This is a genomic window from Gordonia sp. SL306 (assembly GCF_026625785.1).
GTDB lineage: Bacteria > Actinomycetota > Actinomycetes > Mycobacteriales > Mycobacteriaceae > Gordonia.
In genome coordinates this window covers 756,516-782,390 of the sequence record NZ_CP113063.1, presented here as the reverse complement: position 1 = coordinate 782,390, position 25,875 = coordinate 756,516, and the positions used below count along the sequence as shown (strand labels likewise).

General features: G+C 67.1%; 24 protein-coding genes. 8 read left to right on the top strand and 16 right to left on the bottom strand.

What is annotated here, in order from left to right; genetic code table 11:
- Positions 1-153: 153 nt before the first annotated feature.
- The 6 genes from OVA31_RS03765 to iolC all read right to left on the bottom strand — a co-directional run bounded on the left by OVA31_RS03765 (position 154) and on the right by iolC (position 7,748).
- Positions 154-1,650, bottom strand: coding sequence for a CoA-acylating methylmalonate-semialdehyde dehydrogenase (locus OVA31_RS03765; RefSeq protein WP_267629772.1), 1,497 nt, complete (start codon positions 1,648-1,650; stop codon positions 154-156).
- A 157-nt stretch (positions 1,651-1,807) separates the two neighbouring features.
- The gene (locus OVA31_RS03760; protein WP_267629771.1) at positions 1,808-2,905 is read right to left on the bottom strand and encodes a Gfo/Idh/MocA family protein; all 1,098 of its coding nucleotides are present in this window, start codon (positions 2,903-2,905) and stop codon (positions 1,808-1,810) included.
- A gap of 2 nt (positions 2,906-2,907) precedes the next feature.
- Positions 2,908-4,899, bottom strand: coding sequence for a 3D-(3,5/4)-trihydroxycyclohexane-1,2-dione acylhydrolase (decyclizing) (iolD, locus tag OVA31_RS03755; RefSeq protein WP_267629770.1), 1,992 nt, complete (start codon positions 4,897-4,899; stop codon positions 2,908-2,910).
- A 45-nt stretch (positions 4,900-4,944) separates the two neighbouring features.
- Complete coding sequence (iolB, locus tag OVA31_RS03750) at positions 4,945-5,817, bottom strand: 5-deoxy-glucuronate isomerase (RefSeq protein ID WP_267629769.1); 873 nt, start codon at positions 5,815-5,817, stop codon at positions 4,945-4,947.
- Positions 5,818-5,821: 4 nt separating this feature from the next.
- A complete protein-coding gene (locus tag OVA31_RS03745) occupies positions 5,822-6,763 on the bottom strand; it encodes a Cgl0159 family (beta/alpha)8-fold protein (protein ID WP_267629768.1) in 942 nt (313 codons plus the stop codon).
- Positions 6,756-7,748 carry a 5-dehydro-2-deoxygluconokinase gene (gene iolC, locus OVA31_RS03740; protein WP_267629767.1) on the bottom strand — a complete coding sequence of 331 codons (993 nt, stop codon included), beginning with the start codon at positions 7,746-7,748 and terminating at the stop codon, positions 6,756-6,758. The genes OVA31_RS03745 and iolC overlap by 8 nt, the downstream gene beginning before the upstream one ends.
- 188 nt (positions 7,749-7,936) lie before the next feature.
- Between iolC and OVA31_RS03735 the strand changes: the two genes are divergently transcribed.
- From OVA31_RS03735 to OVA31_RS03710, 6 genes are all read left to right on the top strand, one after another.
- A complete protein-coding gene (locus OVA31_RS03735; protein WP_267629766.1) occupies positions 7,937-9,148 on the top strand; it encodes a Gfo/Idh/MocA family protein in 1,212 nt (403 codons plus the stop codon).
- Positions 9,121-10,563: an MFS transporter gene (locus OVA31_RS03730; protein ID WP_420714191.1), complete on the top strand. Its 1,443-nt coding sequence runs from the start codon at positions 9,121-9,123 to the stop codon at positions 10,561-10,563. Before OVA31_RS03735 ends, OVA31_RS03730 begins: the two co-directional genes overlap by 28 nt.
- Positions 10,564-10,685: 122 nt before the next feature.
- A complete protein-coding gene (locus OVA31_RS03725; RefSeq protein WP_267629765.1) occupies positions 10,686-11,711 on the top strand; it encodes a sugar ABC transporter substrate-binding protein in 1,026 nt (341 codons plus the stop codon).
- A gap of 34 nt (positions 11,712-11,745) precedes the next feature.
- The gene (locus OVA31_RS03720) at positions 11,746-12,804 is read left to right on the top strand and encodes an ABC transporter permease (RefSeq protein ID WP_267629764.1); all 1,059 of its coding nucleotides are present in this window, start codon (positions 11,746-11,748) and stop codon (positions 12,802-12,804) included.
- 7 nt (positions 12,805-12,811) lie between these two features.
- Complete coding sequence (locus OVA31_RS03715) at positions 12,812-13,624, top strand: ATP-binding cassette domain-containing protein (protein ID WP_267629763.1); 813 nt, start codon at positions 12,812-12,814, stop codon at positions 13,622-13,624.
- 114 nt (positions 13,625-13,738) lie between these two features.
- Complete coding sequence (locus OVA31_RS03710) at positions 13,739-14,914, top strand: LacI family DNA-binding transcriptional regulator (protein ID WP_267629762.1); 1,176 nt, start codon at positions 13,739-13,741, stop codon at positions 14,912-14,914.
- A 16-nt stretch (positions 14,915-14,930) separates the two neighbouring features.
- On the opposite strand, the gene OVA31_RS03705 is transcribed toward OVA31_RS03710, so the two are convergent.
- From OVA31_RS03705 to OVA31_RS03685, 5 genes are read right to left on the bottom strand one after another with little or no spacing between them, the layout of a single operon-like run.
- Positions 14,931-15,932: a Gfo/Idh/MocA family protein gene (locus OVA31_RS03705; protein ID WP_267629761.1), complete on the bottom strand. Its 1,002-nt coding sequence runs from the start codon at positions 15,930-15,932 to the stop codon at positions 14,931-14,933.
- Positions 15,929-16,834 carry a sugar phosphate isomerase/epimerase family protein gene (locus tag OVA31_RS03700; protein ID WP_267629760.1) on the bottom strand — a complete coding sequence of 302 codons (906 nt, stop codon included), beginning with the start codon at positions 16,832-16,834 and terminating at the stop codon, positions 15,929-15,931. The genes OVA31_RS03705 and OVA31_RS03700 overlap by 4 nt, the downstream gene beginning before the upstream one ends.
- Positions 16,835-16,845: 11 nt before the next feature.
- Positions 16,846-17,883 (bottom strand): Gfo/Idh/MocA family oxidoreductase, encoded by a 1,038-nt coding sequence (locus OVA31_RS03695; RefSeq protein ID WP_267629759.1) that lies wholly within the window; start codon positions 17,881-17,883, stop codon positions 16,846-16,848.
- Positions 17,883-18,662, bottom strand: a complete 780-nt coding sequence (locus OVA31_RS03690; RefSeq protein WP_267629758.1) for an SDR family oxidoreductase — start codon at positions 18,660-18,662, stop codon at positions 17,883-17,885. Before OVA31_RS03690 ends, OVA31_RS03695 begins: the two co-directional genes overlap by 1 nt.
- 30 nt (positions 18,663-18,692) lie before the next feature.
- Positions 18,693-19,880: a phytanoyl-CoA dioxygenase family protein gene (locus OVA31_RS03685; protein WP_267629757.1), complete on the bottom strand. Its 1,188-nt coding sequence runs from the start codon at positions 19,878-19,880 to the stop codon at positions 18,693-18,695.
- Positions 19,881-20,023: 143 nt separating this feature from the next.
- Here OVA31_RS03685 and OVA31_RS03680 point away from each other — a divergent pair, with 143 nt between their 5' ends.
- Together OVA31_RS03680 and OVA31_RS03675 are read left to right on the top strand one after the other, a co-directional pair.
- The gene (locus OVA31_RS03680; RefSeq protein WP_267629756.1) at positions 20,024-21,043 is read left to right on the top strand and encodes a LacI family DNA-binding transcriptional regulator; all 1,020 of its coding nucleotides are present in this window, start codon (positions 20,024-20,026) and stop codon (positions 21,041-21,043) included.
- A gap of 64 nt (positions 21,044-21,107) precedes the next feature.
- A complete protein-coding gene (locus OVA31_RS03675) occupies positions 21,108-21,845 on the top strand; it encodes a GntR family transcriptional regulator (RefSeq protein WP_267629755.1) in 738 nt (245 codons plus the stop codon).
- A 133-nt stretch (positions 21,846-21,978) separates the two neighbouring features.
- Here OVA31_RS03675 and rsgA read toward each other — a convergent pair whose 3' ends face one another.
- The 5 genes from rsgA to OVA31_RS03650 form a co-directional block, all read right to left on the bottom strand.
- Positions 21,979-23,013, bottom strand: coding sequence for a ribosome small subunit-dependent GTPase A (rsgA, locus tag OVA31_RS03670; protein ID WP_267629754.1), 1,035 nt, complete (start codon positions 23,011-23,013; stop codon positions 21,979-21,981).
- Position 23,014: 1 nt separating this feature from the next.
- The gene (gene aroA / locus OVA31_RS03665) at positions 23,015-24,280 is read right to left on the bottom strand and encodes a 3-phosphoshikimate 1-carboxyvinyltransferase (protein WP_267629753.1); all 1,266 of its coding nucleotides are present in this window, start codon (positions 24,278-24,280) and stop codon (positions 23,015-23,017) included.
- 75 nt (positions 24,281-24,355) lie between these two features.
- Positions 24,356-24,742: a VOC family protein gene (locus tag OVA31_RS03660; RefSeq protein WP_267629752.1), complete on the bottom strand. Its 387-nt coding sequence runs from the start codon at positions 24,740-24,742 to the stop codon at positions 24,356-24,358.
- 2 nt (positions 24,743-24,744) lie between these two features.
- Positions 24,745-24,981, bottom strand: a complete 237-nt coding sequence (locus OVA31_RS03655) for a hypothetical protein (RefSeq protein WP_164308796.1) — start codon at positions 24,979-24,981, stop codon at positions 24,745-24,747.
- 29 nt (positions 24,982-25,010) lie between these two features.
- Positions 25,011-25,853, bottom strand: a complete 843-nt coding sequence (locus OVA31_RS03650) for an AfsR/SARP family transcriptional regulator (protein WP_267629751.1) — start codon at positions 25,851-25,853, stop codon at positions 25,011-25,013.
- Positions 25,854-25,875 lie beyond the last annotated feature (22 nt).

The window sequence follows — 25,875 nt, the reverse complement described above, 5'->3', positions numbered from 1 at the left end:
TTACATCGTCGTCGTGCTCGTGACCCTGGTCACGCTCGACCTACCGACACTGTCGTAATGTCCTTACAATCTGTCAAGGGTGTTTCAGACAAGGAGTTGCCGTTTGGCTCGGTGGGCGAGCCAAACGGCAACTCCTGTGGTCGATGCTGTGTCTCAGGCGTTCTGCGGGAAGCCGAGGTTGAGGCCGCCGTGGCTGGGGTCGAGCCAGCGGCTGGTGATGGCTTTGCCGCGGGTGAAGAAGTTGACGCCTTCCATGCCGTGGGCGTGGGTGTCGCCGAACAGCGAGTTCTTCCAGCCGCCGAAGCTGTAGTAGGCCATGGGGACCGGGATGGGTACGTTGATGCCGACCATGCCGACCTCGACCTCGTTCTGGAAACGGCGCGCTGCGCCACCGTCGTTGGTGAAGATGGCAGTGCCGTTGCCGTATTCGTTGGAGTTGATCAGTTCGAGGGCTTCGTCGTAGGTGTCGACGCGTACGACGGACAGGACGGGGCCGAAGATCTCATCGGTGTAGATGCTCATGTCGGTGGTGACGTTGTCGATGAGTGTCGGGCCGAGCCAGAAGCCATTGGCTCCGCCGTCGGCGTCGACATCGCGACCGTCGAGAACGATGGTGGCACCGTCTTTTTCGCCGGCGTCGACGTAGGACTTGACCTTGTCGCGGTGGGCTTTGGTGACCAGTGGTCCCATGTCGGAGTTCTTGGTGCCGTCACCGGTTGTGATGGTGGTGGCGCGTTCGGTGATCTTGGCGACGAGGTCGTCGGCGATCGGTCCGACCGCGACGCAGGCGGAGATGGCCATGCAGCGTTCGCCTGCGGAGCCGAAGCCGGCGTTGACCATGGCGTCGGCGGCCAGGTCGAGGTCGGCGTCGGGCAGCACGATGGCGTGGTTCTTGGCGCCGCCCAATGCCTGGACGCGTTTGCCCGCGGCAGTGCCGGTGGCGTAGACGTACTGGGCGATCGGCGTGGACCCGACGAAGCTGATCGACTTGATGGCTTTGTTGGTGAGCAGCTCGTCGACGGCGAGTTTGTCGCCCTGCAGGACGTTGAACACGCCCTCGGGCAGTCCGGCTTCTTTCCAGAGCTCGGCCAGCCACAGCGATGCCGACGGGTCCTTCTCCGACGGCTTGAGCACGACGGTGTTGCCGGCGGCGATGGCGATGGGGAAGAACCACATCGGCACCATGGCGGGGAAGTTGAACGGGCTGATGATGCCGATCGGGCCCAGCGGCTGGCGGATGGAGAAGACGTCGACCTTGGTGGAGGCGTTCTCGGTAAATCCGCCCTTGAGCAGATGTGGTATGCCGCAGGCGAACTCGGCGACCTCCTGGCCGCGGCTGATCTCGCCGAGGGCGTCGGAGAGGACCTTGCCGTGTTCGGCGGTGATGATCTCGGCCAACTCGGGCTTGCGCGCCTCGAGCAATTCGCGGAATTTGAACAGGACCGCGGTGCGCTTGGCCAACGACGTGTCGCGCCAGGCAGGGAAGGCCGCGGCGGCGGCGTCGATCACCGCACGGGCGTCCTCGGTGTTGGCCAGCGCGACCTCTCCGGTGACCTCGCCGGTGGCCGGATTGGTGACCGGTGCGGTGTTGCTGCTCGTGCCGGGATAGGCCTTGTTGTTGACCCAGTGGCCGATGGTGTTCACGGACATGGTGTTCTCCTGTGGTGGTGAGAGTGGTCGTGGGCGGGGTGCGTGATCTCGATACGCCGCCGCGCGCCGGGCGCTCGGTGGCCACTCGATCGGCGGGGCGCAGTGGCGCGCGCGGAACGAGCGTGCGTATCGCAGACCACTCGATCGGCTGTCGAGCTCAGGCTCCCGGAATCGAAGCGCGGGAAACCATATCGACCGCCTGACGCTCGCCGGTCTCCAGCGCCTTGACACCTGCGGCACACACGGCCGCGGCGGCGTACCCGTCCCACGCGCCCGGACCGTCGACATTGGTCCCGGCCCGCACCGCGTTGACCCACCGCTGGATCTCGTTGTCGTAGGCCTGACCGAATCGCTCGACGAAGGACGGTGTGATGTCTCCGCCGACGAGACCGGCGATCTTGCGACCGTCGCCCGTGTCGGACTGGACCGGGTTGCGCTGCTTGCGGATCAGGCCCTGATCGAGACCGATGAACGCCGAACCGAGTTCGCCGACCAGTTCGGTGCGCACCTCGTAGGCGACGCCAGTGGTGACGAAGCATTCGACATCCACGTGGCGACCCGACTCGGTGGTGAAGATCGCGATCTGCGGATCCTTCAGTCCCTCGGGAGCATTGGGGTTCGCGCCCGGGGCGATGATCTGGACCGAGGTGATCTCCTCGTCGAACAGGAATCGCGTCACGTCGACCTCGTGGACGAGCGAGTCCTTGACGATCATCGAGCTGTCGAAGCTGGGTGGGACGGCCGGATTGCGGTGCACGCAGTGGGCGAGCAGCACCTGGCCGAATGTACCGTCGTCGATCAGGCCCTTGAGCTGTTCGTACTCGTGGTCGAACCGCCGCATGAAACCGACCTGGATCAGCTTGCGGCCCAATTCCGCCTCCCGCTTGACGATCTCCAGCGAAGTGGCGACATCAGTGGTCAGTGGCTTCTCGCACATGACCGGCTTGCCGTTCTCCAGACATGCCAACAGTTGCTTCTCGTGCGTCGGTCCGGGGGTGGCCAGGATGACCGCATCGACCTCGGGATCGGCGATCGCGTCGAGGGGGTCGTTGATCACCCGACAACCCGGGATGCTCGCTGCCAGATCCTCGGCCTTCTCCGGGAAGTAGTCGTTGAGCACGGTGACGGTGGCACCCTTGGTGCGCTCGGTGATGCGGGCGACGTGGTCGGCACCCATCATGCCGACGCCGAGGACGGCGATGCGCAAGCCTCGCCCTGAGGAGTGAGCTTGCGAGCGTCTCGAAGGGTCGGTCATTTCTACTCTCCGTTTGTTGGGTTCAGATATGGACGTTGGACGGATTTCCACTTCGTGTAGACGTCGTGGGCCTGTTGTGTGGATTCGAGGGTCGAGGTCTCCGACACTGGTACGTCCCACCATGATTCGCTGTCCGGGGCGCCGATCAGGGGATCGGTCTCGACGTGGATCACGGTGGTGCGCTCGGCGGCCTTGGCCGCCTTGACCGCGTCGGTGAACTCGGCTGCCGTGGTCGCGCGGATGACGTCGGCACCGAGCGAGGCGGCATTGGCGGCCAGGTCGATCGGCAGTGTCGAACCCTCGAGCCGGCCGTTGTCGCCGCGGTAGCGGTAGTTGGTGCCGAAGCGTTGGGAGCCCAGCGATTCCGACAGCGAGCCGATCGACGCGAAACCGTGGTTCTGCACCAGGACGACGATCACCTTGAGATTCTCCTGGACGGCGGTGACCAGTTCGGTGGCCATCATCAGGTAGGAACCGTCGCCGACCATGACGAAGACGTCGCGGTCCGGGCAGGCCATCTTCACGCCGAGTCCGCCCGCGACCTCGTAGCCCATGCACGAGTAGCCGTACTCGACGTGGTATCCCTTGGAATCGCGCGTGCGCCAGAGCTTGTGGAGATCGCCGGGCATGGAGCCGGCCGCGCAGACCACCACGTCGCGCGGGTCCGAGGTCTCGTTGACCAGTCCGATCACCGCTCCCTGGGTCAGTGCCTCCTCTCCGGTGGCGATGTTGGTGCCGACCGCGGTCGGGGAGTATGCCTCCTCGACGATGGCGTCCCACTCGGCCGCGAGCGCCGCGACCTGTTCGCGGTAGGCGTCGTCGACGGTGTGGTCGGCGAGCAGTTCGTCGAGCGCGTCCAGTGATTCGCGGGCGTCGGCGACCACGCTGTACCCGCTGTGCTTGACCGAATCCAGCGATGCCACATTGATGTTCACGAATCGCACACCGTCGCCGGTGAAAGCGGTGCGGGAGGCGGTGGTGAAGTCGCTGTAGCGGGTGCCGATGCCGATCACCACATCCGACTCCGCCGCCAGGGTGTTGGCCGCGGTGGTGCCCGTCGAGCCGATGGCGCCGACCGATTGCGGGTGATCGTAGGGGAGTGATCCCTTGCCGGCCTGACTCTGTCCGACCGGGATGCCGGTGCGTGCGCAGAACGCCGCGAGCGACTCGGTGGCGCCGCTGTAGATGACGCCGCCGCCGGCGACGATGAGCGGACGCTTGGCCGATCGGATGATCTCGGCGGCCTCGGCGATCACATGGCGTTCGGGCAATGGCCGGGCGACATGCCAGGTGCGTTCGGCGAACAGCGATTCCGGCCAGTCGAAGGCCTCGGCCTGGACGTCCTGCGGGATGGCGACGGTGGCGGCGCCGGTCTCCACCGGGTCGGTCAACACCCGCATCGCGCCGAGGAGTGCGCCGGGCAGCTGCTCGGGTCGCCACACGCGGTCGAAGTAGCGGGAGACGGGTTTGAATGCGTCGTTCACCGTGACGTCGCCCGACGACGGGAGTTCGAGCTCCTGCAGTACCGGAGAGGTGGCCCGGGTGGCGAAGGTGTCCGCAGGCAGGAGAAGGACGGGTATGCGGTTGATGGTGGCCAATGCCGCACCGGTGAGCATGTTGGTCGCGCCGGGGCCGACCGAGGCGGTGACGGCCCATGCCTGCAGGCGGTCCTTCATCCGGGCGTAGCCGACCGCGGAGTGGACCATCGCCTGCTCGTTGCGTCCGAGCACATATTTGAGTGACAGGTCACGACCATTGTCCACATCGTCGATCTCGTTCTGCAGCAATGCCTGACCGAGACCGGCGACGTTGCCGTGACCGAAGATGCCGAAACAGCCGGCGAAGAACTTGGTCCGCTCGCCGTCGCGCTCCACGTACTGATTGGCGAGGAATCGCACCGTCGCCTGGGCGACGGTCAGCCGGACGGTCGGTTCACCGTGAGGAGTCCGCACGCCGGTCACGCCGCCGTCTCGTCCCTGATTGATCGGTGCCACGATTGCTTCTTTCTCGTCGGTGTGGATGGTGGGTGATCGAGATCATCAGCGGGATGGTTTCTCGTGCAGCGGGAGTCGCGGATCGATGTCCTGGTGTTCCCAACTCTCGCGCAACCAGGTGTGGTCGGGGTCGTCGCAGATCTTCCAGGTGCGTTCGCCCGATCCGGCCATCACGTTCAGGTAGTACATGTGGTAGCCGGGCGCGGCGATGGACGGCCCGTGGTAGCCGTGCGGGACCAGGACCACGTCGCCGCTGCGTACCTCTTCGAGCACCTCGATCGGGCGTTGCGGCGTGCCGTAAACGCGGTGATAGCCGAACCCCGGCGAACCGTCGGGACCGTTGGCGATCTCGAAGTAGTAGATCTCTTCGAGTTGGGACTCGTTCTCGCTGTTCTCGTCATGCTTGTGAGCCGGGTAACTCGACCAGTTGCCGCCGGGGGTGATGACCTCGCAGGCGATGATCGAGTCGGCCTCGAATGCGTCTGCGGTACCGAAGTTGTGCACCTGCCTGCTGCAATTGCCTGCACCGCGCAGTTCCACCGGGACGTCGGCGGCCGGCACGTACCGGAACGGCAGTGACGTCGCGGCCCTGGCGCCGCAGAGGGCGAAGCGCCCGCCCGCCTCGCTCGTCACGGTGAACTCGGAATCCCGACCGACGTAGACGAAGTCGCTCGGACCATCGAACACGCTTGCGCGCCCGGCCAACTCGAAGGAGCGGTCGCCGGAGGTCACGGTTGCCGAGCCGGACAGCGGCACGACGATGATCTCGTCTTCACCGGACCGCCGCGTGATCGTCTCGCCGGCACCGAGTTCGACGACGAACAGCGAGGATTCTGTCCAGCCCGCCGATTCCGGTGTCACGTCGACCGTCAGCGGTGCGGTGGCAGACCGCGTCGGGATGTAGTACTTGCTGTTCATCGACTCACCTCACCAGGTTGACCGCGGTGTCGACCGCGGTGGCCACGTCGTCGTCGCTCGGGTAGAGCAGCGTGCGGCCCACGATCAGACCGCGCACCGATGGGATACGCAGGGCGCGTTCCCAACTCGCGAATGTCTCGTCCGGTGCGGTCTGCGGGTCGCCGCCGAGCAGCAGGGTCGGCAGCGTCGTGGCGTCCATCACGCGTTCCATCTCGTCGACCACCGGCAACTTGAGCCAGGTGTAGGCCGACGTCGAGCCGAGGCCCTGCACGATGTGCATCGACTTGATCACCGCGTCGGCGGTCAGGTCGTTGCGCACCTTGCCGTCGATGCGTGACGACAAGAACGGCTCGAGCATGGCGATCGATCCACCGGCGGCGAGCTCGTCGACGGCAGCGGCGCACGCGGTCATCATGTTCAGCGTGCCCTCGTCGGCCAGGTCCACCCGGCACAGCATCTTCGCGCCGTTGAGACCTGCGTCGATGGTCCAGGCCGCGGTCGCCGAGGTCATGCGATCGTCGAGCTCGAAAGACGCACCCGCGAGGCCACCGCGGTTCATCGAGGAGAACACGACCTTGTCCTCGAGCGCGCCGAGCAGCAGCAGGTCCTCCAGGATGTCGGAGGTGGCCAGCACGCCGTCGACGCCGGGGTTCGCCAGGGCGGTGCGCAGGCGGTCGAGCAGATCGGAACGGCTGTTCATCGCGGTCGGATTCGACCCGACGGCGAGTGCGCCGCGAGCCGGGTGATCGGCCGCGACGATCATGAGGCGGTCGGCACCGGTCACCGTCGCGCGGCGGCGCCGCCGGGCCCATGCCTCGGCGATGGCCTGCGGGTGGGTCGCCCGGACGGCGGTCACCTCGGCATAGGTCGAGCACGGCGCGGCCGCGACGCCATTGCGGTCGACCACGGCTCCGGGTGGGCCTGCGGGCGTCGCGACCTCAGACATTGATCTTCTCCTCAGTGGTGGTGGCGAGCTCGGCGACCTCGTCGGCGGTGGGCATGGCGGTCGAACACTCGAGTCGGCCGGCCACGATGGCGCCGGCCGCATTGGCGTGGCGCAAGATCTTCTCCAATGGCCAGCCCTCGAGCAATCCGTGACAGAGGCTGCCGCCGAAGCTGTCGCCCGCGCCGAGTCCGTTCACGACGTCGACCGGCATGGGTGCGACCTCGACGGTCTCCGTGCGGGTCTTGCCCAGCACTCCCTTGGGGCCCTGCTTGACGATCGCCAGCTCGACACCGAGGTCGAGCAACGCATCGGCCGCGGCGTGGGGATCGGTCTCGCCGACCGCGATCTCACACTCCTCGCGATTCCCGACGGCGACCGTGACATGTGACAGTGCGCGACGGACCTGCTCGGTGGCCGCCTGTGGCGTGGACCAGAACATCGGCCGGTAGTCGAGATCCAGAACCGTGAGCGACTGGCGCCCGCGCGCTTCCCACGCGGCGAAGTGAGCGCTGCGTGACGGCTCTTCGGACAGGCCGGTGACCGTCGACCAGTACAGACGCGCGTCGTGGACCGCGGAGATGTCGATATCTCCGACCGCGACCTGCAGATCCGGGGCGGTCGGCTTGCGATAGAAGTACAGCGGGAAGTCGTCCGGCGGGAAGATCTCGCAGAAGGTGACGGGGGTGGCGTACTCGTCGTCGATCCCGACGAACCGATTGTCGACCCCCAAGCGAACCAGCTCCGAGCGCACGAACCGCCCGAACGGGTCGTCGCCGACACCCGAGATGAGTGCGCTGCGCTCGCCGAGTCGCGCTGCGGCGACGGTCACGTTCGCCGCACTGCCACCGAGGAACTTGCCGAAGCTGGTGACCTCTTCGAGGCCGACCCCGATCTGCTGGGGGTAGATGTCGACACCACTGCGGCCGATGGCCAGCACATCGAAATGAGTTGTCTCGCCCAGACGGGATTGTTGCTGTGCGGTCACGTACTGCTCCCTGCTCGTGGTCGGTCGGGTGAGGGCCCTCGATGGGACATGCGGGCCGGGACGTCCATTGCCATCCACTGTGCGTCAGTTCACAAGGCAAAGTCAAGACTTTGTCCTGACATTCTTACCTGGCATAGTGGTGTCCGAGATCACACGGCCCGATCGGGCTTTGTCGAAGGGAACTGGAGATGACAGTGGACACCGCTACCGACGCCACCGCCACCGAACGCGGGGACGCAGGCGTGATCCTGCCTGTCGGCATCGTCGGCTTCGGCTGGATGGGTCGCGCCCATGCGCAGGCCTACGCACGGGTTCGTCACCATTATCCGCAGCTGACGCCGGTGCCGAAGCTGATGGTGATCGCCGACGAGGTCGCCGAGCGGGCCGACGAGGCCGCTGCTCAATTCGACGTGCCGTCCACCGTCGCGGACTGGCACGACGTGGTCGACGACCCGGCGATCGGTGCCGTCAGCGTCACCGCCCCCAACTTCTTACACCGGGAGATCGGCTGTGCCGTGGTCGGCGCGGGCAAACACCTCTGGATCGAGAAGCCGGTGGGTCTGTCCGCCGACGACGCGCGAGCCGTGGCCACCGCGGCGCGGGCCGCCGGAGTACAGACCGCGGTCGGTTTCAACTACCGCAACGTGCCTGCCGTCGCGGCGGCACGCGAGATGATCGCGGCCGGCGGGATCGGCGAGGTGACCCATGCCCGTTTCCGGTTGTTCAGCGATTACGCCGCCCATCCCGACGGTGCGCTGAGCTGGCGTTTCCAGCGTGCACGCGGTGGCAACGGAGTCCTCGGCGACCTGGCGTCGCATGGTGCGGACCTGGTGTGGTTCCTGCTGGGCGACATCGAATCGGTGGTGGCCGACACCGCGATCTTCGTCTCCGAACGACCACGGCCGACCGGTTCGACGTCGGGCCACCAACTCGCGTCCGGCGGTGAACGCGGCCCGGTGGAGAACGAGGACTACGTCTCCGCGCAGATGCGGCTGGCCTCGGGTGCGCGGTGCGTGCTGGAGGCGAGTCGAGTGTCGGTGGGGGCGCAGAACTCCTACGGCTTCGAGATCCACGGCACCGAGGGCGTCGTGCGGTGGGACTATCGACGCATGGGTGAACTCGAGGTCGGCAACGGTCACGATTATCAGGACCTTGCGGTGGCCACGAGGTTCGTGGGTCCGGGTGCGGGTGACTACGCCGCGTTCCAGCCCGGCGCCGCCAATCCGATGAGCTACGACGACCTCAAGGTCATCGAAGCGGCCCGCTTCTGTGCCTCGGTACGCGACAAGACAAGTCACGGCGCGACCATCGACGACGCGGTCCGCAGCGCCCAGGTGCTCGACGCGATGACGACATCGGTCCGTGAGGGCACCTGGGTCTCGCCCGATACGCACGGGTGATCGACCGGTCCGGTCGCCGGCCACGGGCGTCTCCACCCGTGGCCTTCCCCTACGCGCTCGCCTTGTTGGGCGCCGGCGCGCTCTTCATGGAGATTCTCGACGCGACGATCGTCGCCACCGCGCTCCCGGCGATCGCCGCGGATCTCGGGGTCCGGCCGCTCGACGCGAGCATCGTGGTGACCGCCTACCTGATCACCCTGGCCGTGCTGATCCCGTTGTCGGGGTGGGTCGCCGACCGGTTCGGCGTACGTCGGGTGTTCCTCGTCGCGGGTGCGGTGTTCACCCTCGCATCCGCGGGATGCGCGCTCGCGCCCGATCTCTCGAGCCTGGTCGCGATGCGCGTCCTGCAAGCGGCTGGTGGCGCCATGATGGTGCCGGTCGGCAGGCTCGCCGTGCTGCGCACCGTCGAGCGCGCCCAGCTGGTCCGGGCCATCGCCTACCTGACGTGGCCGGCCCTGATCGCGCCGGTGGTGGCGCCACTGATCGGTGGGTTGATCGTGACGCACGCGGACTGGCGGCTCATCTTTGCCATCAACATCCCGATCGGCGCGGCCGGACTGGTGGCCGCGGCCGTCTGGTGCCGGCCGTCGGAGACCGACGTCGGTCGTCGACCTCTCGATCTGCTCGGGGTCGCATTGACGACGCTCGCGGTCGGCGCCGCGATGCTGGCCGCACAAGAGGTCTCGGCCGACTCTCCGCGGTGGACGGTGGTGGCGGCGGGTGTCGGCGGTGCCGCGATCCTCGGCACGGCCGCGGTGCGGCGGATGCGGACCTCGCCCCATCCGCTGCTCGATCTCCGGGTGCTGCATGTGTCGTCGTTCGCGTTCGTGGTGGGCTTCGGAACCGTTTACCGGGTGGCGATCAGCGCCGTTCCCTTCCTGTTGCCGCTGATGTTCCAGCTGCAGTTCGGGTGGACGCCGGTCGCCGCGGGAGCCATGGTGACAGCCCTGTTCGCCGGGAATGTCGTCATCAAACCGCTCACGACACCGATCATGCGGCGGTGGGGCATCCGGCGGGTCCTGTTGATCGACCTGCTGATGTCGGTCGTCGCGTTCGTCGGTCTCGCGGTGCTGGGGGAGGCGACGTCAGCGGTGCTGATCGCGGCGGTGCTGGTGGTTTCGGGTGCGCTGCGCTCGGTCGGCTTCTCGGCGTACAACACTCTGGCCTTCGCCGACGTCGACGCGGGTGAGCTCAGTGACGCCAACGCCGTGCACGCGGCGGTCCAGGAGTTGGGCGCCGCGTTCGGGGTCGCTCTCGGGGCCGTTGCGGTGTCCGCGTTCGCGGTCGTCGAGGGGCTCCCGGCGGGCGCGTACTCGGCCGCCTTCCTGTTGCTCGCCATCGTGATGGTGGTGTGCGTGCTCGGCGTCCTGCGGCTGCCCTCCGGGGCGGGCGCACGGGCCGTCGGGCCGCGATGAATTCTTCTCTTCAGATCAGAATGTCCTTACAAAGTCTTGACAGCAGCCATGTGACGGGTATTACATCATGACCAGGAGAGTGCTCCTTCGAACACTCTGTATAGCGAAGGGAAGAGACAACGATGGATTCCACGGAAGGTCGCCGGACAGGCCGGCCGCGTCGGCTGATCGGAATCGCCGCCGCCCTGTCGTCCGCGGTGCTGATTGTCGCGGGTTGTTCCAGCACCGGCGGTGCCCCGGACGACAACGACGACGGGGGCGGCGGCGCGGGCAACGCCGGCACGCCGACCAAGACCATCGCGATGATCACCCATGAGGTCCCGGGTGACTCGTTCTGGGATCTGATCCGCAAGGGCGCCGAGATGGCCGCCAAGAAGGACAACATCAATCTCCAGTACTCCGCTGATCCCGAGGCGCCGAACCAGGCGAACCTGGTGCAGACGGCGATCGACAGCAAGGTCGACGGCATCGCTCTGACGCTGGCCAAGCCGGACGCGATGGCCCCGGCCGTGAAGAAGGCAATCGACGCAGGCATCCCGGTGGTCGCGTTCAACTCCGGCTACGACGACTGGAAGGCGATGGGCGTCCAGCAGTACTTCGGCCAGGACGAGACCCTCGCAGGCAAGACGGCGGGCGAGCGCCTCGCGAAGGAGGGGCGCAAGAAGGTCCTGTGCGTCATCCAGGAGCAGGGGCAGGTGGCCCTCGAATCCCGCTGTGCGGGTGTCAAGCAGGGCTTCACCGGCGGCGGCTTCGAGATCCTCAACGTCAACAGCAAGGACATGCCGTCCGTCGAGGCGACCATGACCGCGAAGTTGCAGCAGGATCCGTCCATCGACACGGTCGTGACCCTCGGCGCGCCGATCGCGCAGACGGCCGTCCAGTCCAAGGGCAACGCCGGCTCCGACGCCCAGATCGTCACCTTCGACACCAATGCCGCCCTGGTACCGCTCATCCAGAACGGTGACGTGCAGTGGGCCGTCGACCAGCAGCCGTATCTGCAGGGCTACGAAGCGGTCGACTCCCTGTGGCTCTATCTGACCAACGGGAACACCATCGGCGGCGGTGAAGCTGTGCTCACCGGTCCTGCCTTCATCGACAAGTCGAACATCGACAAGGTCGCCGAGTACGCCAAGGGCGGCACTCGCTGACGCGGGTCCCGCCACAGGAACCACGAGGAATCCGATGAGTACACACACTGATCTCGACCTGTCCACGCACAAGGTCGTCACCGATGAACGGGTGAAGCGGCAGAAGCCGTGGCAGCGTTTGCTGGTTAGGCCGGAGATCGGCGCCCTGTTCGGCGCGATCGCGATCTTCATCTTCTTCTGCATCGTCGCCGCGCCGTTCCGGACCCCGGAGGCGTTGGCCACCATCCTGTACGCGAGCTCGACGATCGGCATCATGGCCTGCGGTGTCGCGGTCCTGATGATCGGTGGAGAGTTTGACCTCTCGACCGGTGTCGCCGTGACGTTCTCGTCTCTTGCGGCCTCGATGCTCGCCTACAACCTGCACCTCAACGTCTGGCTCGGAGCAGTCCTCGCCCTCGTGCTGGCGCTCGCCGTCGGATTCTTCAACGGCTATCTGGTGATGAAGACGAAGATCCCGTCGTTCCTGATCACTTTGTCGACGTTCCTGATGTTGACGGGTATCAACCTGGCGGTGACCAAGCTGGTCACGGGGCAGGTCGCGACGCCGTCCATCTCGGACATGCAGGGCTACGATTCCGCGCAGAAGGTGTTCGCCTCCTCGTTCGATCTCTTCGGGGTGTCGGTGCGCATCACCGTCGTCTGGTGGATTCTGTTCACGCTGGTGGCCACCTGGGTGCTGATGCGAACCCGCGTCGGCAACTGGATCTTCGCCGTCGGCGGCGGCCAGGAGTCGGCACGTGCGGTCGGTGTGCCGGTCACCAAGGTGAAGATCGGCATGTTCATGTTCGTCGGGTTCTGCGCCTGGTTCGTCGGTATGCACCTGCTGTTCGCCTTCGACACCGTGCAGTCCGGGCAGGGTGTGGGCAACGAGTTCTTCTACATCATCGCCGCGGTGGTGGGCGGGTGCCTGCTCACCGGCGGGTACGGAACCGCGGTCGGCGCGGCGATCGGTGCCTTCATCTTCGGCATGGTGAACCAGGGCATCGTCTACGCCGGGTGGAATCCCGACTGGTTCAAGTTCTTCATGGGCGCGATGCTGCTCTTCGCGGTGATCGCCAACAACAGTTTCCGCAACTACGCGGCCAAGAGGTGACACGACAATGAGTTCAGCAATCGAGACGCGACCCGAATCGGAATCCAGCGGGGGCAAGGTGCCACTGATCGAGCTCCGCAACGTCGGCAAGTCCTACGGCGCGATCATCGCGCTCAAGGACATCAGTCTGCGGGTCAACGCGGGCGAGGTGACCTGCGTGCTCGGCGACAACGGCGCAGGCAAGTCCACCCTGATCAAGATCATGGCCGGCCTGCATCAGCAGACCGAGGGTGAACTGCTCATCGACGGCGAGGAGACGAGGCTCGAATCTCCCAAGCACGCCCTCGAGACCGGCATCGCCACTGTGTACCAGGACCTCGCGGTCGTCGGCCTGATGCCGGTGTGGCGCAATTTCTTCCTCGGTCAGGAGCTGCGCAAGGGGCCGTTCCGGATGCTCGACATCCAGTCGATGCGGGCGACCACCAAGGAAGAGCTGTTCAAGATGGGCATCGACCTGCCCGACGTGGACGCACCGATCGGTTCACTCTCGGGCGGTCAGCGTCAGTGCGTGGCGATCTCGCGAGCGATCTACTTCGGCGCCCGCGTGCTCATCCTCGACGAGCCGACCGCCGCCCTGGGCGTCAAGCAGTCGGGCACGGTGCTGCGGTACATCTCGGCAGCGCGCGATCAGGGTTTCGGCGTCGTCTTCATCACGCACAATCCGCACCACGCGCACATGGTCGGCGACCACTTCGTGCTGCTCAACCGCGGGCGCCAGAAGCTGGACTGCACCTACGACGAGATCACCCTCGACGAGCTCACCCAGCAGATGGCAGGCGGCGACGAACTCGACACGTTGAGTCACGAACTGCGTCGCTGAAACCGAGTCCGATGTGATCCCGCCCGGCCCATCCGTGGACCGGGCGGGATCGCGTTTCCACCACATTCCGGTGAACGGGCGGGATACGTTGTGAGGCAGGAGAAAGGACCGGTCATGGTTCAGGGGGACAAGTCGGGCGGACGTCTGGTCGGGGTGGTGTTCGGTGCGTCGAGCCCGTTCGAGGCGGATCTGGTCGCCGAACTGTATGCGGCGGCAGACCTGGTCGGCTACCGGTTGTCGCTCGCACTGCACGGCGCGAAACGGACGCGGGTACGTGCGGTGGCGGATCTCGCGGATCAGGGGTGTGCGGCGATCATCGTCGTGGGCGCCGAGCACGGCGATCGATTCGTGTGCGACGTGCCGATCGTCGTGGTCGGTGAGCGGATCCCGGATCTCGTCGCCGTGACCGTCGGAACCGACGAATGGCGCGGCGCGCAGATGGCGGTTCAGCATCTGATCGATCTCGGGCACACCGCGATTGCCCACATCGAGGGCGGCGATCATCCCTGCGCTGCCGAGCGCCTGCGCGGATACCTCGGCGCGATGACCGCGGCCGGGTTCCGCGACGAATGCCGGACCCTGGTCGGCGACTACACCGAGGAGGCGGGAGCACTGGCGGCGGAGCGGCTGCTCGCCGAGGGGAACCTGCCGACCGCGGTCTTCCTGGCCAACGACCGGATGGCCGTCGGATTCATCGAAGTCATGCGACACAACGGTATTCGTGTCCCCGACGACCTGTCCGTGGTCGGCTACGACGACGGCCCGCACATGGTACTCGGACATGTGAACCTCACGACGATCCGCCAGGACGTGGCGGGCCTGGGCAACGCCGCCTTGGACGCGGTCGCGTCGCTCGTCGGAGATTCCGAGCGCCCCCCGAACACGGGCGGACTCGGCTTCTACGGGGCGATCGCGCTGGAGCCGGAGTTGATGGTGCGCGGGACCACGGCACCGCCCGCCGGAACGGATCCCGATCTCGTCGATGCCGGCCGCGAACGCGTCCGTTGGGGGCTGTTGGCGGACACCTGCGACGACACACTGGTTCGTGAGCTGGGTACACCCGGGGTGGTCTCGGGTCCGATCGAGGTGGTCGCGAGCGCATCCACCGCGGTCGCATGGGAGATCGCCGACCGGCTGGGCATCCTGGTCAGCTACGGACTCTACGAAGACCTCATCGACGACCCGGAGGTCGATGCGATCTACATCGCGCTACCCGCCGAGGCTCAGGAGGTTTGGACGATCAAGGCGCGGGAGGCCGGCAAGCTGGTGCGGGGTTTGTCCGTCGACTAGCGCTTCGGCCTCGACGTCACCGCGGATCGAGACCGATCGCGCGATAGGCGTCGTCGAGGTACCGCATGTTCTCGACGGCGTCGTCGAGACCGATGAGTAGCGCGGTGCCGTGCGTGATCGCGATCGCCAACGCCTCGAGCTGGTAGGTGTAGGTCGATCGGGTGCCGAGATGTTCGACGGCGACCGCCCCACCCGACGACGACACCACGGTCAGGCGGTCGTCGCGGCTGGGAGCGAGGTAGTCGTGGAGGTACAGACTCCCGTCGTCGCCGACGATCCGGAGGCTGAATACGTACTCGCCTGCGACCATGGAGATCGCATGGGTTCCGGTCGCGCCGTTGGGATATCGGATGTCGAGAACCGCGGATTGGTCGATCTGCGGTCCGCGGAGCACGGCTCGTCCGCCCGCGATCTCCGGCGCGCCACCGCACCAGGGGCCCAAGACTCGCGAGACGTGCAGTGAGTAGCAGCCGAGGTCCATCAGCGCGCCGCCCGCGAGATCGTAGGACCACCGCGGATCCTCGTCGCCGGGGGAGGGCATCGCCATCACCACCTCCACGTGACGCACCGCGCCGATCGACCCGCTGTCGAGCAGCTCGAAGGTTCGCGCCATGAGCGGATGGAAGAGGTAGTGGAATCCCTCGAGGATCGGAACGCCTGCGGCCTGGGCGGCCGCGGCGACCTGCCGCGCCTCGGACTCGTTGCGTGCGAACGGCTTCTCGCTGAGAACGGGCTTGCCTGCACGCACCGCGGCGAGGTTCCACGGTCCGTGCAAAGCGTTTGCCAGCGGGTTGTAGACGACGTCGACCTCGGGGTCGTCGATCACATCCTGGTACGTGTCGAGGACTCGCTCCACGCCGTACTTGCCCGCGAACGCCTCGGCCCTGCCGCGGTCACGCGCGGCCACCGCGACCAGGCGGTGGCCCAACGCCTGCGCCGGGCCGACGATCGCCGACTCGGCGATACGGGACGCGCCGAGCACCCCGATGCGCAGCGGGCGGGCCGATGCGGCGGTCACACCCGCACCGGCCGCTGAGCAGCTTTGCGCAGGAACGACATCGACACCGCGACGTTGCCTGCGGCGGCGTCGCCGTCGGACTCGTCGGCGAGAATCGTGTCCTGCTCGAGGACGTACCATCCGTTGAAGCCGGCATCGACGAGGGTTCCGACAACACGTGCGATATGGGCTTCACCGGCGCCGAGTGGCACGTACATACCCTGGGCCACCGCGTCGGTGTAGGTGATCTCACCGCGCTGCACCTGTTCGGCGAGCTCGACCTTGACATCCTTGAGGTGTGCGTGCGTGATGCGGTCAGTGAACGCCTGGGTGACCTCGAGAGGGTCGGTACCCCCGATCAACAGATGGCCGGTGTCGAGGCACAGGCCGATCGTCGAGTTCTCGAGCACGCGGTAGACCTCGTCGCGCTTCTCGATCATCGTGCCCACGTGCGGATGCAGCGCGGCGGTGACACCGCGCTCCGTCGCCAGGTCGCCGAGGCGATCGAGGTTGGCGAGCAACGTCGTCCAGTCCTCCTCGGTCAGATCCGGCCGGTCGTCGTAGCCGTCGACGCCGGTCGCCGCGGCGAGGACGAGGACGTCGCCGCCAGAGGTCTCGAGCCGGTCGAGGACCTCGTTCACCGCCGGGGCCGGATCGTGGTCGGACTTGTGCAGGACGACCGGCACGAACGATCCGACGCAGCGGAGGTCGTAGGAGGCCAGGGTGTCGCGCAACTCCGCGGGCGATGTGGGTAGGAACCCCTCGGGGCCGGTCTCGGCGGCGGTGACACCGAGTTCGCGCATCTCGCCGAGAACCCGCTCCGGGCTGAGCTGGTATCCCCATCCGGGGACCTCGCAGACTCCCCAGGAGATGGGCGCGGCGGCGATACGCAGTCTGCCGGTGGTCGTGTCGGCGCTGGTCATGTCGGGGGTCCTCACTGTCGTTGTGCGGTAACGTGTTGCGCCCGTAGCTCATCGGTGCGGACGGGTCGGTGGGTGGCGGCCGATCGCGTGGCCGCCTCGGCGATCACCGCGACCTCGAGAGCGTCGTGGGCAGTGCAGAGCGCGGGCGATCCGTCACCGGTGACGGTGTCACAGAATGCGGTCAGCTCGGCGCGGTACGCGGCGGCGAATCGGTCCATGAAGAACGCGTGCGGGGTACCGCCGGGAAAGTCGCAGCCCGGCTGCAGGTTCCGGACGGGGGTGCCGTCATCCCAGCCTGCGACGACGGAATCGGTGCTGCCGTGCACCTCGAGCCGGCAGTCGTAACCGCGGCCGTTGTAGCGGGTCACCGACACCACACCGATGGTGCCGGATGCGAAGGTCAGCAGGACCGACGCGGAGTCGACGTCGCCGACCTCCGCGAAATGCGGGTCGCCCTGGTTGGCGCCCGCGGCGTACACCTCGACCACCTCGTCGTCGAGAAGCCAACGCAGCGTGTCGAAATCGTGCACTGCGCAGTCCCGGAAGATGCCGCCCGAGGCCTCGATGTAGTCGCGTGGCGGTGGCGCCGGGTCGAGGGTGGTCGATCGCACGGTGGTGATGAACCCGAGGTCGCCGGCGGCCACCGCCGCACGTGCCGCGGCCATTGCCGGATCGAACCGTCGGTTGTACCCGATGTGCACCGGTACCCCGGAGTCGGCGACCCGGCGGACCACTTCGGCAGAATCCGTGACCGACAATGCGATCGGTTTCTCGCACAGCGTCGGAACCCCGGCGGTGACGGCCTTCTCGATCAGCTCGGCGTGCGTCGGCGTGGCGCTGGCGATGACCACCGCGTCGACTCCGGCGCTCAACAGCGCGTCGGCGTCGGAAACCGCTCGGGCCGTGCTCAGCCGGGCAGTGGTCGCGTCGATGGCGGCCGGGTGGGCGTCGGTGACGACGAGGTGGTCGACGGTGGGTAGGGCGGCGAGCGTGTCGGCATGGAATCCGCCGATCCGCCCGAGGCCGATGACCCCGATTGTCAGTCCCATCAGTCCAATCCACCCATCACTATCTGGTCCCAGTCGATGACCGAGCCGGTCACCACCCCGCTCCGGTCGGACAGCAGGAACACGACGAAGTCGGCGATCTCGTCGGGCTGGCCGAGTCTGCCCATCGGCACCGAGGCGTTGGCCTGGTCGATCCAGGTGTCGTCGGCGCCGTGGAATCGCTTCTGGACATCGGTCTCACCCTCGGTCTCGCTCCACCCGATGTTGAGGCCGTTGATCCGGATGCGATCCCAGCGGTGTGCGTGCGCGGCGTTCTTGGTCAATCCGACCAGGCCCGCCTTGGACGCCGAATACGGGGCGAGGTACGCCTGCCCACCGTACGACGACATGGTGATGATGTTGACGATGCTGCCCCGTGCACCACGACTGATCATGTCCTTCACCGCGGCCTGCATGGTGAAGAACGGAGCGCGCATGTTGGTGGCGATGTGGCTGTCGAACAGCTCCGGGGTGGTGTCGAGCAGACTGCCCCGGGTGGTGGTACCCGCCGCGTTCACCAGGCAGTCGATGCGGCCGAACTCGGCGATCGTCGCGGCCACGCTCTCGGTCGCCGCCGCTGGATCGGACAGGTCGGCCTGGACGAAGACGACCGGGCGTCCGTCGAATTCGGCAGCCAGTTGTTTGCCCTTCTCCGCGTTGCGCCCGCTGAACGCGACCCGGGCGCCCGCCTCGGCGGCAGCACGGACGATCGCCGCGCCGATGCCCTGTGTTCCGCCGCTGACCAACAGCACTCTGTCGGCGAGCGGTTCATGTTCGGTCATCGATGGGTTCCTTCTCGTGGCGGGTGCGGGTCACGGAATGTGCCGCGCGTCGAGCGCGGACAGTTCCTGGTCGAATCGAGCGGCGTCGAAACCGTCGGCGAGAGCGCGAGCGACCAACTGCGCCTGCGATTCTCCGGTCAGTCCGGTGAGTGGCTGGTCGAGGTCGAGGTTGCTGGGGAATGCGTAACCCTCGGCGCTGGCCGCGATTGCGTTCGCCACGCCGCGGGCGTCACCGGCGGCGGCGCGCTGCTGCAGCGCGGGATAGATCCACCGGAGCATCGCCGAGCGGTCGACGGCATCCATTGCCCGACCGAACGCCGAGGACACCTGCAGCAAGTTGGCCATGCGCTTGATGTCGGCCGAGGTGTTGTGCCCGGCGGCGTGGAACAATGCCGGGTTGAAGAACACCGCATCACCGGCGGACAACGGCAGCTGGACGTAGTTGTTGGCGAAGTACTCGCGGAACTCGGGCAGGTTGAACGCGAGATAGCCGGCCGCGTAGGTCTGCGAGTACGGGAGGTACATCGTCGGCCCCGATTCGATCGGCATGTCGACATGCGCGATAGCGCCCTGCAGTGTGAGGGCTGGGGACAGCCGATGGACGTGCGCGCGGAAGCTGGCGGCAGTGTCGGTCGACATGAAACCCAGGTGATAGTCGCGGTGCGGGTTCTGCGCCGCGCCACCTGGGTTGACCACGTTGACCGAGGAGGTCACCTGATACCACGGGCCCAGCCAGGCCTCGCTGATCAGGGCGAGGACACTGTTGCTGTAGTAGCGGGTGAACAGTTCGGGGTCGCGCTCGGCGAATTTCTGTAGGGCATTCCAGACGCGATCGTTGGCGCCGGGTTTGGCGAAGTGGTCGCCGTTGGACACTCCGGCGTCGTTCTGGTCGGCGATGATGTCCTGAAAGAGTGCGGTGGTCTCGGCCAGACCGTGCCGGTCGTCGAAGGCGCCGGCGAACACCACGATGCCGGGGCCGTTGAGCAGTGCGTCGGCCAGTTCGTCGGCGAGTACCTCGCGGGCTTCACCGGTGGCCGCGGTCACCGTTGCCGAGTCGTAGAACAGCACGCCGCGTTCGGTGCTGGTGGCATGCGGATAGTCGGCGAGAGTGGTGGTGCGTCGGGTGAGCGCGACGAAGTCGTCGAGGTTGCATCCGGATTCGGTGATGCGGTCGGCGCGGGGTACCGCAGTGATGGGGTCGGCGCTGCGCAGTGTCATGTGCGTGCGCTCCTCTCGGGATGAAGGTCGGTGGTGCGAGATCGGGCCCTCGGCGATTCCGCCGTGATCACTTGACCAGAATGGCAAGATCTTATTGTCCGGACAAGGGCAGATTTCCATCAAGAATCCCTCAGGAGTGTTCCGTGCCACATCGTTATCCGATCCGGGAGATCGCCAGGCAGGCGGGGGTCAGCGAGGCCACCGTCGACCGCGTCCTGCACGGGCGGTCCGGCGTGCGTGAGGGAACGGTGCTGCAGGTGGAGCAGGCCATCACCGACCTCGATCGTCAGCGCACCCAGCTGCGACTGTCCGGACGCAGGTTCCTGATCGACCTCGTGATGGAGACCCCGCGCCAGTTCTCCGGATTGGTCCGGGAGGCGATGGAACAGGAGTTCCCGGGTCTGCGGCCGGCGGTGATGCGGGCGCGCTATCACCTCCGGGAGACCTGGGCGACCGACGACCTCATCGCTCAGCTCGACGCGATCGGCCGGCAGGGTAGTCATGCGGTGGTGCTGAAGGCGCCGGACACCCCCGAGGTCGCGGCGGCGATCGGTAGGCTCACCGCCGCCCGTGTACCGGTGATCACGCTGGTGACCGATGTGCCCATGAGCACGCGGATCGCCTATGTCGGGATGGACAACCGCGCCGCCGGTGCCACTGCGGGATATCTGATGTGTCAATGGCTGCGTCATGTCCACGCAGACGTGCTGGTGATCACCAGCAGTGCGATGTTCCGCGGGGAGGAGGAACGCGAGATGGGATTCCGGTCGGCCATGCGTGCCTATGATCCCGGGCGTCGGGTCGTCGAGGTGTCGGATTCCGACGGTCTCGACGCGACCTGCGGGACGCTCACCGCCCGCACCCTGCGCGACTTCCCGGACATAGGAGCGGTCTACTCGATCGGCGGCGGCAACCGGGGCATCGTCGCGGCGTTCGGTGCTGCCGACCGGACCTGCGAGGCGTTCATCGGACACGACCTCGGTGACGCCAATCGGGCATTGCTGCGCAGCGGGCATCTGACCGCGGTCTTGCACCACGACCTACGCGCGGATATGCGCCAGGTGGCGCAGTCGGTGATGCGGTTCCACGGTGCACTGCCCGGCGATCAACCGCCGCGGGTGTCCGGTATCCAGGTCATCACCCCGCACAATCTGCCCGACTGACCTTCACCGACCGATTCTTGTCAAGACATATTAATGTCCATGTCACTGGTGTTAATGTGTCGAGGTGATCACGCCCATCCCGGTGGAACTCGATCGGTCGACCCCGGTTCCGCTCTACCATCAGCTCGCGCAGGCCATCGAGGCCGCGATCGTGGGAGGTGACCTCACGCCCGGTGATCGGCTGGAGAACGAACTCGACATGGCGAGTCGACTCAAATTGTCCCGCCCCACGATCCGGCAGGCGATCCAGGAATTGGTCGACAAGGGCGTGGTCGTCCGCAAGCGTGGTGTCGGAACCCAGGTGGTGCAGAACCCGGTCCACCGGTCGGTGGAGTTGACCAGTCTGTACGACGACCTGACCACGGCGGGAATGCATCCCACGACACAACTGCTTGAGTACCGGATCGGGGTGCCCGACGACGACCTGCGTACCGAACTCGGGATGGCGGTTGGCGCGGAGGCGGTCACGGTCAAGAGGTTGCGCAGTGCCGGGGGAGACCCGTTGGCGCTGATGACCAATCACCTGCCGGCCGACATCTGCCCGCCTGCCGGTGAGCTCGAGAAAAGCGGCCTCTACAAGGGGCTGCGCGGACGTGGCGTGCACATCCGCCTCGCCCGGCAGCGGATCGGGGCCAAGGCGGCCGATGCGGACGAGGCCGCTCTCCTCGGCGACGAGGTCGGTGCGCCGTTGCTGACCATGCAGCGCACGGCATTCGACGATGCCGGGCGGGTCGTCGAGGTCGGGCGCCACGCCTACCGCGCTGATCGCTATTTCTTCGAGACCACCGTCGTCGACCGCTGACCCACCTGCCGATCGGGCACACTTTCGCGCCGATCGTGCCCTGTTCTGCGTCGATCGTGCGCTTCCCTTCGCCGATCGTGCGCGGACGTGCACGATCGATGAAATTCTGCGCACGATCGACGGGATCGGGAGGTCAGGATGGGTCGTGCATCCGAACGGCGTCGGGTGCGGGGGCGTCGGTGACCGCGACGAGTAGTGCTCGCACCGCCATCGCGCGCCGATGGGAGTTGCCCTCCAATTGGTCGAGCGCGCATTCCGGATCGGCCGGCGGGCCGAGGTGCGTGCAGCCCCGCGGGCAGTCTTCGATCGCGTCGCGCAGGTCGTCGAAGGCAGCGACGATGTCGTCGGGGGTCACGTGGGCGAGCCCGAACGACCGGATACCCGGGGTGTCGACCACCCAACCCTGCGGGTCGGTCCGGGCGGGCAGCGGCAGCGCCACCGACTGGGTGGACGTGTGCCGGCCCTTGCCGACACCGGAGACCACTCCGGTTGCCCGATCTGCATGGGGTACAAGCCGATTGACCAAAGTCGACTTGCCAACCCCGGAGTGTCCGATGAGTGCGGTGATGCGTCCGGCGAGGATGTCCGACACCGCATCGAGTGGATCGGCCTGCCCGGCGAGGACGATGGGAAGGTCGAGATCGGCGAATGCGCGGGTGAACTCGGCGGGGTCGGCGAGATCGGATTTGGTCAGACACAGGATCGGCATCAGTCCGCCGACGAATGCCGCGGCGAGCGCGCGCTCGACGAACCCGGTGCGCGGTGGCGGATCGGCCAGTGCGGTCACGATCAGAAGTTGATCCGCGTTCGCCACGACGATGCGCTCATAGGGGTCGGTGTCGTCGGCGGTCCGCCGCAGCACAGTGCTCCGCTCGGCGACCTTCACGATGCGCGCCAACGTATCCGCGCGTCCGGTGAGGTCACCGACGATCGCCACCTGATCGCCGACGACGACGGGTGTGCGACCGAGCTCGCGTGCCCGCATCGCCACCACGTGGCGGTCCGGATCACCGCCGATCACGCAACCCCACCGGCCCCGGTCCACCGACACCACCATCGCGTCTTCGGCGTCATCGTGACTCGGCCGCGTCTTGGTGCGGGGCCGGGTGCCCTTGCCAGGACGAATCCGGACGTCGGATTCGTCGTAGCTCGAGGCGCGGCGCGTCACGTCACACGTGCCCGATCATGTTCTGCCACATACCCGGAAAGTCGGGCAAGGTCTTGGCGGTGGTCTCCACGTCGTCGACGGTGACCCCCTGCACCACGAGCCCGATGAGCGCACCGGCGGTGGCCATGCGGTGGTCGGCATAGGACTTCCAGACCGCGCCGTGCATCGTCGTCGGACTGATCCGCAGACCGTCGTCGGTCTCGGTGCAGTCACCGCCGAGCCGATTGATCTCGGTCGACAACGCGGCGAGGCGGTCGGTTTCGTGGCCGCGCAAGTGGCCGATCCCCGACAGCACCGACTCTCCATCGGCCAGGGCGCACAGAGCGGCGACCGTGGGCGTCAGTTCGCCGACGTCGCGCAGGTCGATGCTGACCCCGGTGAGCTTCTCCGGGCCCCGGACGGTGAGTGATCCCTCGGAACATTCGATGGCACAACCCATCTCGGCCAGGATATCGACGATCTGCACACCCGGCTGCGTGGTGGTCGCGGGCCATCTCGGCACGGTGACGGCGCCATGGGTGACGGCTGCTGCGGCCAGGAACGCCGCCGCGTTCGAGAGGTCCGGCTCGATCTCCCAGTCGACCGCGCGGATGGACCCCGGTGCCACCCGCCATTCGTCTGGGCCGGGGCGTTCGACGCCGACGCCGGCCGTGCTCAGCATCTCGAGGGTCATGTCGATGTGCGGCATCGACGGCACCGGCGGACCGACGTGCCGGATCGTGACGCCGTCGTCGAAACGCGCCGCCGACAACAGGAGACCCGACACGAACTGCGACGACGCGGATGCGTCGATGGTGATCTCGCCTCCGCGTGCCGCACCTCCGGCGGTGACCGTGAACGGCAGGCGGTCGCCGACGATCTCGACACCGAGACCGCGTAGCCCGTCGAGGATCGTGGCGAGTGGACGAGTGCGTGCCTGCTCGTCTCCGTCGAAGGAGACGACGCCGTCGGCGAACGCCGCGACCGGTGGCAGGAACCGCATCACGGTCCCGGCGAGACCGCAGTAGACGTCGGCGCCGTGCATGGGCCGGGGCTCGATGGCGACCGTGGTCTCGTCGTCGTGGTCGACCTGCACCCCGACCCCGAGCCCGCTGAGTCCGTTCAGCATCAGGTTGGTGTCCCGACTACGCAGCGCGCCGCGAACGGTCGACGGGCCGTCGGCCAACGCCGCAAGGACGAAGGCCCGATTGGTGATCGACTTGGAGCCGGGCAACTCGACGGTTGCGACCACCGGCGAGGTCACGACGGGTGCGCTCCAGATACTCATGCGCTCCAGTTTGTCATGACCGATGACGGCCGCGGCCGCACGTCGCGGGCCCTCGAGCGGCGGGGCGTCGGCCGGTCACCGGGTATCACGCCGCAGAGGGTGGTCCTCCGGGATCTCGACGACGATGATGGTCCGCTCGTCGGGATCGGCGATGTGCATCTCGATCAGGCCCCACGGCTCGGTACGTGCTTCCCGGACGATGGTCACATCCGCGGCGCGTAATTCGCGCTCGGCCGCCTCGACATCGCGGACCTGCAGCCACAGTGCGGCATCGGCCCCACCGCCGTCGCCGACGTCATCACTCATGTGTCCGGGCACCTCGATGAGTCCATTGCCGGCGTGGAACACCACACCACCCGGGTACTCGCGCGCGACGGCGAGCTTCAGGCGGTGCCGGTAGAAGTGCTGCAATCGTTGCGGGTCCGGCGTGCGCAGCAGGACCCGGCTGCTGAGAACCTCCACGTCTACTGGCCCTCGGTGGTCCCGTCGGAGCCGCCGAGGGCATGTCCGCGATTGAGGTCGTTGCCGTGCCGCGCCGCCTCGTAGATGGCTTTCTCCCGTGCGATCCGGTCGGTCTCACCGATCGGTGTCGCGTCGCCGAATGCGAAGGCCGAGTCGTGCTCGTATTCGTGCGGCATGTCGGGATCGTCGTCGGTCAGGGCGTCGGCCGGGTCGTGGTCGTGACGTGGGCTGTCGGACATACATCCACGATAAGCCGACAAGGCGGACTTCACGGCGTGCTGCGTGAGAACGGTGCCCGCGTGGTGTCCTGTGGCCGCCGCAAGTAGCCCCACTGCGGTTCCTCGGGCCCCGCCGATCTCAGCAGCCCATCGAAGGTCTCGACGGCCGAGGGTGAGGGGTCGACGCCCAGTTCTGCGGAGAGTTCATGCCGGAAATGGTCGTAGAGGTCGAGCGCCCGGCAGCGGTCGCCGTGAGCGGCGAACGATCTCATCGCAAGGACCACCGACCGTTCCCGCAGTGGCGCGACGCTCATCGCCGACGATGCCCACTCGATCGCCTGCGTGGTGTCGAACCGTTCGAGACACAGTCCGATGCCGCGCTCCAGGGCCTCGATACGATACTGCGACAACAGGTCTCGATACTCGATCGCCCACATGGCGCATTGGTCCTCGCACAGCGGGTCGCCGGTCCAGAGGGCCAGCGCACTGCGACAGGCGCCGAGTGCGGGGGCGTTGTCGGCCGTCCGTGAAGCCGTCACCAACGACACGAAGTCGTGGGTGTCGACCCGGCAACGCTGTTCGGTCAGGCCGCTCCGATATCCGGCGTCACCCGAAACGATGAGGTCACGCGCACCGACCGCCCGCCGGGCGCGGGTCACCAGAACAGCCAGGTTGGCCGCCGGGTCACGGGGCATACGTGCAGGCCAGAGCATCTCGGCGAGCGCATCGGTGCTGACATGGCCCCCGCGACGGGTCAGCAGGATGCGGACGAGTTGACGCACCTTACGGCCACCGAAATCCGCCGGTGGCACCTCGCGGCCGTGGGTGAGCGCCACGAAACGACCGAAGAGCCGGAACTCGACAGCCACCTCGGCAGACTCGCCGCCGGTCATGAACTGATCCTTCGCTCGTCGC